Source organism: Methylobacterium crusticola (genome assembly GCF_003574465.1).
Classification (GTDB): Bacteria; Pseudomonadota; Alphaproteobacteria; order Rhizobiales; family Beijerinckiaceae; genus Methylobacterium; species Methylobacterium crusticola.
Window position 1 is genome coordinate 1 of record NZ_KZ984651.1, and the last position, 8,595, is coordinate 8,595.

Below are 8,595 nucleotides of genomic sequence, written 5' to 3' on the forward strand. Positions count from 1 at the left end.
CGGCCGCCCGGCGCGGTCCGGGCGGGAGCGGGCGGGGCGCGGGCAGCCGGTGCGGCCTGTCCGGGGAGGCGGTCATGGAGGGAAGCCGGGGAGGAAACGTCGGGGACGTGGCTAACGAGACATGAACGATCGCGCTTGACGCAGAGTTAACGGCCCCGGCCTTCCCGCATCGACAGGACGGGACGCCGCCGCTAAGGTTTTTGTCCGCGGATCGCCCTCCGTCGGTCGGACGCAGCGGCCGCGCCCTTGCGGCATCGGGCCGCCACATCTTCGGGCGCCACGATCCGGGCCGCCGGCTCCGACGGGCCCCGACGTCTTGCGGGGAGCGCGCGGGAGCAGCATGGCGGATCCGCAGGACGATGCCGCCGGGGCCGCGGGGCGCCGGGTGCCGCGCGCCGACAAGAGGCGGCGCGTGGTCCAGCAGGGGCGGATCGTGGTGGGGGCGGACCGGCTCGTCGCCTGCGAGGTCACCGACCTCTCGCCGGCGGGCGCGCGCCTGCGCGTCCCCGCCCGGTTCGACCTGCCGGAGACCTTCGCCCTCGTCATCGCGGCCCACGACCTGCGCACCCTCGAGGCGCGCCTGCGCTGGCGGCGCGGTGATTTCGCCGGCGTGACCTTCGGGCCGCCCGGCCCTGCGCCCCCGGCCAGGCCCTGATCGTCCGCCGCAGGGCCGCGCCGGCGTCCCGGAAGACCGCGGCCCCGCCCTGCCCGGAACCTGTCCACAGGCGTTCGCGCCCCGGGCACCGGGATCGCGGCTCCGGCGGGGCCCGCTTAATCGCTTGATAAGGGGGAGATCACCATAGTCGCCGGATCGGATGCGGCCGGCCCCGAGCGCGGGCCGGCGGATCCCGATGCAGGCCCAGCGGATAGGCTTCCCCGCCTACGGACATGACGTCGTCCCGCTGACCCGGTGAGAGCCCGGAGTGCAATGCGCAGTGGAGCCGGGCCCGGCGACGGGTCCGGAGGCATGACGCCGCTCTCCCGCCCCGGTGCGAGCCCGGATGGCCTCCTCCCTGCCCTCGAAGATCCGGATACCACGCCCGTGACCAGCCTGCTCACCAACATCTCCGCGATGACCGCGCTGACGACGCTGAAGGGGATCAACTCCCAGCTCGACATCACCAGCAACCGGGTCTCGACCGGCCAGCGCGTGTCCTCGGCCTCCGACAACGCCGCCTACTGGTCGATCGCCACCACGGTGCGCACCGACAACGCCTCGCTCTCGGCCGTGAAGGACTCCCTCGGCCTGGGCTCGTCGGCGGTGGACACGGCCTATAACGGCCTCAACAGCATCCTCACCGACATGCAGAACCTGCGCGCCAAGCTGCAGACCGCCCTGCAGCCCGGCGTCGACCGCTCGAAGGTCCAGACCGAGATCGCGGCGATCCAGAGCAAGATGAAGGCGACCGCCGACTCGTCGGTGTCGAGCGGCCAGAACTGGCTCTCGGTGGATTCCTCCAACGCCGCCACCTACAAGGCGACGCAGAAGATCGTGGCGGGCTTCTCCCGCGACAGCAACGGCGCCATCAACCTGTCGAACGTCGACGTGGGCGTGTCGGAGATCGCCCTCTACGACGCCAACACGAGCGCCACCGTCACCACCCCGGCGATCGCCGCCCAGGTCACCGGCACCAAGGCCCTCACCGGAACCATCGACTTCAGCAGCCTCAACGAGGTCAGCTTCTCGATCTCGACCAAGATCGACGCCGTGACGACGAACACCGCCAACATCGTCCTGAACAAGACCAGCCTCAAGGCGGCGGTCGCCGACCTGGCGAAGGTCACCACGACCGAACTGCTCGACGCGATCAACAACCAGATCGCGGCCTCGGGCACGGCGAACCTGAAGCGCCTGGTCAAGGCGAGCCTCGACGGCGATGGCCGGCTCACCTTCGAGACGACCTCGAACGGCAGCGTGCCGGCCGGCAGCGCCGACCGCTCGGTGGTGATCCAGAACATCGCCCGCACGGCGACGGCGCAGACCGCCGTGGATATCGGCTTCGGCACCAACAACGGCCTCGGCGCGGACAACGCCGTCGGCGGCGGCGACGACGACGCGGTCCTCCCCAAGACGTCGGGCTTCGGCACCGCGGCGGGCACGACCTCCGTCAAGGGCATCCTCGACACGATCGACGGCACCACCAACTTCTCGGTCCAGAGCATCGACCTCACGAAGCTCGCGAGCGGCACCGCCGGCGACACCACGCTCAAGCAGGTGATCACCCAGCTCGACAAGGCCCTCTCGAAGGTCACGGACGCCGGCACGCAGCTCGGCGCCAAGAAGACGCAGATCGATGGTCAGAAAACCTTCATCGACACCCTGATGAAGGCCAACGACCGCACCATCGGCATCCTGGTGGACGCCGACATCGAGGAGGAATCGACCAAGCTGAAGGCGCTCCAGACCCAGCAGCAGCTCGCCGTGCAGGCCCTGAGCATCGCCAATTCCAGCAGCCAGAACGTGCTCTCGCTGTTCCGCTAGTGCGTTCCGCGACGGCCGGGAGACCGGTCCGTCGCTGGCGTGAAGCGTGTCGCGGCGAGAAGGGCTTGCCGGCGAGGCGGGCTTGGCGACGACCCGAAGACCCGGCGACGGACGTGGAGCCGTGGCCGTCTCGGCAGGAGACGGGGCGCGGCTCCCGGACCCGGAGCGCGGTTCTCCCGCGCGGGCGGCGCGCCGCCCGCGCCCTCACCCCTGGAAGGTGTAGCCCGCCAGGCGCCTGGCCTCGATCGGATCGTAGCCGAGGCGCTGGCGGAGCTTCTTGCGCAGCTTGCTGACGTGGCCCTCGACCACGCTCTCCTCGACGGCGGTCTCGAGGTCTCCGTAGACCGCCGCGAAGATCTGCCCCTTGGTCACCGGCCGTCCGCGGTTGCGGGCGAGGTACTCGAGGATGTGGCGCTCGCGCCGGGGCAGCATCAGGCTCTCCCCGTCGATCTCGGGGTCGCGCCCGTCGGCGTAGACCACGAGGCGGCCGTCGCAGTCCGGCGCCGCGGCGGCCTGGGCCCCGCCGCGGTTCATGCGCCGCCGGATCGCGCCGGCGCGGGCGATGATCTCGCGCACGTGGACGGGCTTGCGCACCACGTCGTCGATGCCCGCCGTGAACAGCGCCAGCGTCTGCTCGAGGGAGCGCGTCTCGTTCAGCGCGATGATCGGCGCGGGGGACAGGCTGCGGATCGCCGCCGCGAAGCCGGTGCGGTCGGCGCAATCGCCGAGCACGAATCCCTGGACGTCCGACAGGTCCTGCGCCGCCGTCGCGCTGAACCAGTCCGCGAGGCTCCGCACGGCCAGGCCGCGGGCCGCGAGGCCCTCCTCGCCGAAACCCGCCACGTAGTGCGCGGCCACGTTTTCCCGCTCGTCGACGACGATATACACGCTGGCCCCCAAGATCGGCAAAAGATCTCACGTCCACGCACCCGGCCGGCTGCGAGATCCCCAAGGCTGGATTTTTCAACGATAGTGCGGAAACCAGGCGCTCATCTCAGGACGCTTCGAGATGTGCGTTCGGCCGGCCGCGGCGGGTGCGAAACCTGGTTGATTGATTAAACATAAAATCGGTTCGAAATGGTTAATTTTGTCTTAACGGAGCACGGTTGTGGCTCTTTCGGGCCGCCTCCCGCACNGGACGCTCCCGGCGCAAGGCCGGGCCGGCAGGTCGGCGAGCCGCACCAGGGACTTGGCCCGGATCCCGCCGCCCCCGGTGGGGGCCGGGCGGGCGCCAAGGGAGGCCGGCGGCCGCGCCCTCGCCTGACGCAAGGTTTCGGGGCGACGTGTCCTTAATGCCGCAGGGGAAGGCGGCGCCGCGCGGCAGCGACGCGGTGCCGGTCCCCCGGCGCGGCGCGCCCTGGCCGAGGGCGTCCGCCGGCTGCCCCGGCGCCGCGGCCACGCTATAGGGCAGGCCGCCCCCGCCCGGAGGGCCACCCGCGAGGCACCGCCATGAGCGCCGAAACCATGAGCGCCGAGACCATGAGCGCCGAGACCATCAGCGCCGAGACCATGAGCAGCGAGTCCCTGGTCTTCTTCAGCACCGGCGACAGCTTCGCGCCCTGGCGGGAGGCCCTCGCGGCCGCCCTGCCGGACCTCGCGGTGGAGCGCCACGGCGCGGTCGCGGACCCGGCGCGCGTGCGCTACGCCCTGGTCTGGCAGCCGCCGCGGGGCTTCTTCGCCGCCTACCCGAACCTCCGCCTCGTCACGAATCTGGGGGCGGGCACCGACGCGCTCCTCGGGCGCGACGACCTGCCGGCGGTGCCGGTGGCGCGGCTCTCCGATCCCGAGATGGGGCGGATGATGGCCGGCTACGTCCTGTTCGCGGTGCTGCGCTACGCCCGCGACATCCCGCTGCTCGAGGCGGCGCAGCGCGAGCGGCGCTGGGCCTACCGGGCCCCCCGGGAGGCGCGGTCGGTCCGGGTCGGCGTGCTCGGCCTCGGCGAGCTCGGCGCGGCCGCGGCCCTGGAGCTCGCCCGGCAGGGCTTCGCGGTGAGCGGCTGGTCGCGCACGCCGAAGGCCCTGCCCGGCGTGCGCAGCGTGGCGGGCGACGACGCGCTGCCGGGCTTCCTCGCGCAGACCGAGATCCTGGTGGTGATGCTGCCGCTGACGCCCGGGACCCGGGGCCTCCTCGACGCGGCGCGCCTCGCCCTGCTGCCCGCGGGCGCGAAGGTGATCAACGTCGCCCGCGGCCCGATCCTCGACGAGGCCGCGCTCCTCGACGGCCTGGCGAGCGGGCGCCTCGGCGGCGCCACCCTCGACGTGTTCGCCACCGAGCCGCTGCCGCCCGACCACCCGCTCTGGACCGCCCCCAACGTGCTGATCACCCCGCACCTCGCCTCGATCGGCCTGCCGGGCTCGGCGGCGCCGCAGGTCGCCGACAACATCCGGCGCCTGCGGGCGGGCCGGCCGATCCGCCACGCGGTCGACCCGGCGCGGGGGTACTGAGGCGCGCCGGACCGCCGGAGCGCGCCTCAGGCGCGCCGGGCCGCCGGAGCGCGCCTGAGGCGCGCCGGGCCGCCGCGGACGTCGCGACCGGAGCGGGCGCGGCTCCCGGTCCGCGTCGCGGCGCGTGCCCTCGCGCCGAACCGGCATCCGGTCTGGGCGGGAAGCGTCTAGCGCTGGCCGTCCCAGGCCGCGATCCCCTCCTTGGCGAGGCCGCCGACCCGGGCGTGCGGGCGCCCGCCGGTCGTCATCGCCAGGGCGAACAGGATCTCGTCGGCCCGGGGGGCGTCCGCCACCGCCACCGTGATGCCGTCGAAGTGCGAGCGGACGTAGGCCGCGTCCTTGTGGTGGATCGGCACGTCGAGGGAGGCGCCCATCGGGCCGACCTTGGTCATCGACGGCACGATGGCGAGCGCCTGGCCGAGCAGCTCCCGCATGGCGTAGCCGCCCGGCACGTGCCAGAGGGCGCCGTGCTCGAGCTCGCCCGCGGCGCCGACGAGGGAGCCCTTGCCGTAGGCCTCGATCCGGGCCGGGTCGCCGCCGAGGGCCTGGAGGAGCTTCGTGGCGCACACGACGCCGAGGGGCTTCAGGGCCTCCATCATCGGGGTGATCGCGGCCTCGTGGCGGCCCGCGAAGGGGTTCCTGAGCACGCAGGCGACCGCGCCCTTGAGCACCGGGGCGGCGAGGGGCGGTCCGCCGTCGTGGCGCACCTCCTCGACGGTGACGACGATCTTGCGGATCTCGATCATGGCGGGAGCTCCCTGAGGCTGCCGAGGGTGAGGGTCTCGCCCTGGAGCGTCAGGGCGGCGTCGCGGATCAGGCCGGCGGCGCGCATCGCCGCGGCCCGGGCCCGGCCGGCCGCGAGCGCCGCCGCGACGGCGTCGGGGGCGAGCGCCTCCACCGCCACCGTGACGAGGCGCTCGCCGAGGTCGGAATCGGGGTCGAGGGACGCGGCGGGCGCGCGCCGGATCCCGGGGTGGCCCGGCAGGTCGACCGCGTTGGCGACGAGCGTCGCGGCGGCGTCCGCGGTGGCGGCGTCCCGCGCCAGGATCGTGACCGAGTCGGCGATGCCGAGGGAGAAGGAGCGGCCCTGGCGCCCCGAGGTCGCGATGCCGCCGATCCCGTCCCCGGCGCGCAGCATCACCCGCCCGTCGAGGGCCGGGACGGGGCCGCGGGAGAAATCCGCCGCGAGGCCGACCGCCAGGGTCTCGGCCCCGGCGAGGTGGAGCGCGATGTCGCCGCCGTCGTTGACGAAGGCCTTGTCGAGGGGGGCGGCGGCCAGCATGGCGGCCAGGAGCTCGTCCGCCACCGCGCCCGCGACCGCGGCCATCGGGGTCACGAACTCCGCGTGCCCGCGGCAGGCCGCCACCATCCGGCGGGCCACCGGGCCGGTGACGCGCGGGTGCGCGCTCATGGGCCGGCGCAGCTCCGTCAGCTCGGCCGCGAGCTCGCCCAGCAGCGTGGCGAATCGGGCCGCCACGGCCCGGTAGGCCTCCGCCGTCGCGGCCTCCGCCCCGAAGGCGCGCAGGACCACGTCGATCGGCCCGTGCTGGAGGTGGAGCCGGCCACCCGTGAGCGCCTGGACGGAGGCCCCCTCCACGGCGCGTCAGCCGAGCTTGGCGATGAGGCGGTTCAGCTCGGCCGCCTCCGCCGGGCTGAGGGGCTCGAGGGTGCGGGCCGTGACCTCGGCGCCGCGGCTCTTCATGCCCTCCACCACGGCGTGCCCCTCCGCCGTGAGGGTGAGGAGGACGAGGCGGGCATCGGCCGGGTCGGGCACCGGCACCACGAGGCCGCGGGCCGCGAGGCGCCGGGCGACCCCGAACATCGTCGCCGGGTCGACGCCGACCTGGCGCCCGAGCAGGTTCTGGGAGGTGGGCCCGAGGTCGTGGAGCTTGGCCAGCACCGCGAACTGCACCGGCGTGACCGCGAAGTCCCGCATCACGGTCTCGAAGATCGCCGAGGCGCGCTGGTGGGCCCGGCGGATCAGGTAGCCGACCTGGTCCTCCAGCCTGTAGCCGCGCACCGCCTCCGGGTCGACCCGGCGCGCCGCCCCCCGGCTGTTCGGGGCGCTCACGGGCGGCCCCGCATCGGCCAGGGATTGTCGGGCCGCCAGGGATCGACCCGGGCGCCCGGCCCCAGGTCCCGCAGGACGTCGGAGATCGCCACCACGTCGCCCGTGTGGCCGCCGAGCCGGGCGTAGAGGTCGCGCGGCAGGGTGAACTCGATCGGGGCCACGAGGGCGGGGGTCGGCACGGACCCGAACGCGTTGCGCGGCAGGCGCAGGACGTCCGCCATGACGGTGATGCCGCCGCCGGGCCAGACCGTGACCGGCGCCCCCCCCATGGTGACCCGGGTCTCGCCGGCCGCGACCGAGCGGGTGAGCAGCACCGGGTTCTCGGTGACGCCGGCCCGCAGGCTGCCGCCGGCGCCGGCCACGAACAGCACGGTGCAGAGCGACGGCTCGCAATTCTCGCCGATGCGCTCGACCACCTGCCGCACGGGGTCCGGCATCGCGGCCGGGACCGGCTTCAGGTCGTCGTCGAGGACGAGCCAGGCGGCGTGCTCGCCGGTAGTCGAGGTCATCAGCAGGCGCAGGCCCGGCCAGGCCGCCGCGGGATCGATCGCCTGGATGATCGCGAGCGGGTCCTCGATGTCGGTGCCGCCCCAGCCGGTCCCCGGGTTGGCGACCTGGAAGTAGCGCCCGGGCGTCGAGCGCCGGCCCCGGACCCGGATGCCGGAGGGGCGCATGGCGAGGACGCGGCCGGCCTGGTGCTCGGTGAGCACGCCGGTGATGTGGTCGTCCACCACGATGACCTCGTCGGCGTGGCCGAGCCACTGGCGCGCGAAGATCCCGACCGTCGCCGACCCGCAGCCGACCCGCATCCGCTGCTCGCGCACGCCGTCGACGACGGGCGCCTGCCCGGCCTGCACCACCACCGCGTGGCCGCCCTCGATCGTCAGGTCGACGGGCTCGCCGGCGCAGAGGCGCAGCATCGTCTCGCAGGCGACGTTGCCCTCCTTCTTCGAGCCCCCGGTGAGGTGGCGCACGCCGCCGATCGACAGCATCTGCGAGCCGTACTCGGCCGTGGTGACGTGGCCGACCTCCTCGCCCCCGGCCCGGATCGCGGCGCGCTCGGGGCCGAGGTGGCGGTCGGTGTCGATCTTCACCTTGACGCCGCAATAGCTGAAGATGCCCTCCGTCACGACCGTGACGGTCTCGACGCCGGCGTGCTCGCTCGCGACGATGAAGGGCGCGGGCTTGTAGTCCGGGTAGGTGGTGCCCGAGCCGATGCCGGTCACGAAGGTGCGCTCCGGATCGAGGGCGCGCCCGTCCCACCCGGCCGCCGTGAAGGGCACGAGGCGGCCGCCCTCCTCGGCGGTCCTGTGCAGCAGCACGACCGGGTCGGTGCGCACGAGGTGGCCGTCCTCGTTGGCGTAGCGCGCGCAGGCGCCCGAGCGGCCGGGCCGGATGCGGCACAGCACCGGGCAGGCGTCGCAGCGGACGATGCCGTCGGCTTCCGCGGCCCCGAACTTCGTCGAGCGCGCGGCGGGGGAGAGGGCGTCGGCGCTCATGGCAGGCTCCGCGCTTGCCCTCTCCCGGGCGGGAGAGGGGAGGGGGATGCGGGGTCGCGCCCGGCCGCGGCCGGGTCCCGCGGGCGGGGGCGGCCGCC

8 protein-coding genes are annotated in these 8,595 nt (G+C 74.3%); 3 read left to right on the forward strand and 5 right to left on the reverse strand.

Annotated elements, in window-relative coordinates; all coding sequences use genetic code 11:
• Positions 1-340: 340 nt before the first annotated feature.
• Together DT057_RS05020 and DT057_RS05025 are read left to right on the forward strand one after the other, a co-directional pair.
• Entirely contained in the window at positions 341-655 is a 315-nt protein-coding gene (locus DT057_RS05020; RefSeq protein ID WP_128561019.1) for a PilZ domain-containing protein, read from the forward strand.
• A 387-nt stretch (positions 656-1,042) separates the two neighbouring features.
• Positions 1,043-2,482 (forward strand): flagellin N-terminal helical domain-containing protein, encoded by a 1,440-nt coding sequence (locus DT057_RS05025; RefSeq protein WP_128561020.1) that lies wholly within the window; start codon positions 1,043-1,045, stop codon positions 2,480-2,482.
• A gap of 204 nt (positions 2,483-2,686) precedes the next feature.
• Here the strand turns inward: DT057_RS05025 and DT057_RS05030 are convergent, their stop codons facing one another.
• The gene (locus DT057_RS05030; RefSeq protein WP_128561021.1) at positions 2,687-3,370 is read right to left on the reverse strand and encodes a response regulator transcription factor; all 684 of its coding nucleotides are present in this window, start codon (positions 3,368-3,370) and stop codon (positions 2,687-2,689) included.
• 561 nt (positions 3,371-3,931) lie between these two features.
• Here DT057_RS05030 and DT057_RS05035 point away from each other — a divergent pair.
• The gene (locus DT057_RS05035; protein ID WP_308220161.1) at positions 3,932-4,927 is read left to right on the forward strand and encodes a 2-hydroxyacid dehydrogenase; all 996 of its coding nucleotides are present in this window, start codon (positions 3,932-3,934) and stop codon (positions 4,925-4,927) included.
• 167 nt (positions 4,928-5,094) lie between these two features.
• Here the strand turns inward: DT057_RS05035 and DT057_RS05040 are convergent, their stop codons facing one another.
• The 4 genes from DT057_RS05040 to DT057_RS05055 are packed head-to-tail and all read right to left on the reverse strand — an operon-like array spanning position 5,095 to position 8,497.
• On the reverse strand, positions 5,095-5,673 hold the full coding sequence (locus DT057_RS05040; RefSeq protein ID WP_128561022.1) for an amino acid synthesis family protein: 579 nt from the start codon (positions 5,671-5,673) through the stop codon (positions 5,095-5,097).
• A complete protein-coding gene (locus DT057_RS05045) occupies positions 5,670-6,524 on the reverse strand; it encodes a UPF0280 family protein (RefSeq protein ID WP_128561023.1) in 855 nt (284 codons plus the stop codon). Before DT057_RS05045 ends, DT057_RS05040 begins: the two co-directional genes overlap by 4 nt.
• Before the next feature lie 6 nt (positions 6,525-6,530).
• Entirely contained in the window at positions 6,531-6,998 is a 468-nt protein-coding gene (locus DT057_RS05050) for a MarR family winged helix-turn-helix transcriptional regulator (protein WP_128561024.1), read from the reverse strand.
• A complete protein-coding gene (locus DT057_RS05055; RefSeq protein WP_128561025.1) occupies positions 6,995-8,497 on the reverse strand; it encodes a 6-hydroxynicotinate reductase in 1,503 nt (500 codons plus the stop codon). The genes DT057_RS05050 and DT057_RS05055 overlap by 4 nt, the downstream gene beginning before the upstream one ends.
• Between the last annotated feature and the right edge of the window lie 98 nt (positions 8,498-8,595).

Bases quoted from the DNA above. Each gene is read 5' to 3' on its own strand.
- DT057_RS05020 (WP_128561019.1), top strand. From the start codon at position 341: ATGGCGGATCCGCAGGACGATGCCGCCGGGGCCGCGGGGCGCCGGGTG.
- DT057_RS05035 (WP_308220161.1), top strand. From the start codon at position 3,932: ATGAGCGCCGAAACCATGAGCGCCGAGACCATGAGCGCCGAGACCATC.
- DT057_RS05040 (WP_128561022.1), bottom strand. From the start codon at position 5,673: ATGATCGAGATCCGCAAGATCGTCGTCACCGTCGAGGAGGTGCGCCAC.
- DT057_RS05055 (WP_128561025.1), bottom strand. From the start codon at position 8,497: ATGAGCGCCGACGCCCTCTCCCCCGCCGCGCGCTCGACGAAGTTCGGG.